We start from the raw sequence: 287 nt of genomic DNA, 5'->3' as shown, positions 1-287 counted from the left end.
GTTGATGCTGATGTAGAGGCTACCGCACTTGTTGATGCTGATGTAGACGCTACCGCACTTGTTGATGCTGATGTAGAGGCTACCGCACTTGTTGATGCTGATGTAGAGGCTACAGCGCTTGTGCTTGCTGATGTAGAGGCTACCGCACTGGTTGATGCTGATGTAGACGCTACGGCGCTTGTGCTTGCTGATGTAGAGGCTACAGCGCTTGTTGACGCTGATGTAGAGGCTACCGCACTTGTTGATGCTGATGTAGAGGCTACCGCACTTGTTGATGCTGATGTAGA

At 51.2% G+C, this 287-nt stretch carries 1 pseudogene; it reads left to right on the top strand.

Going from position 1 to position 287, the window contains the following annotated elements:
- A pseudogene (locus KV696_RS10545) lies at positions 1-287 on the top strand (adhesive domain-containing protein); the annotation flags it as partial.

The sequence above is a fragment of the Streptococcus humanilactis genome (assembly GCF_019448275.1).
GTDB classification, from domain to species: domain Bacteria; phylum Bacillota; class Bacilli; order Lactobacillales; family Streptococcaceae; genus Streptococcus; species Streptococcus humanilactis.
Note: the sequence above shows the minus strand (reverse complement) of the source record. Positions and strands in the feature narration are given on the sequence as shown.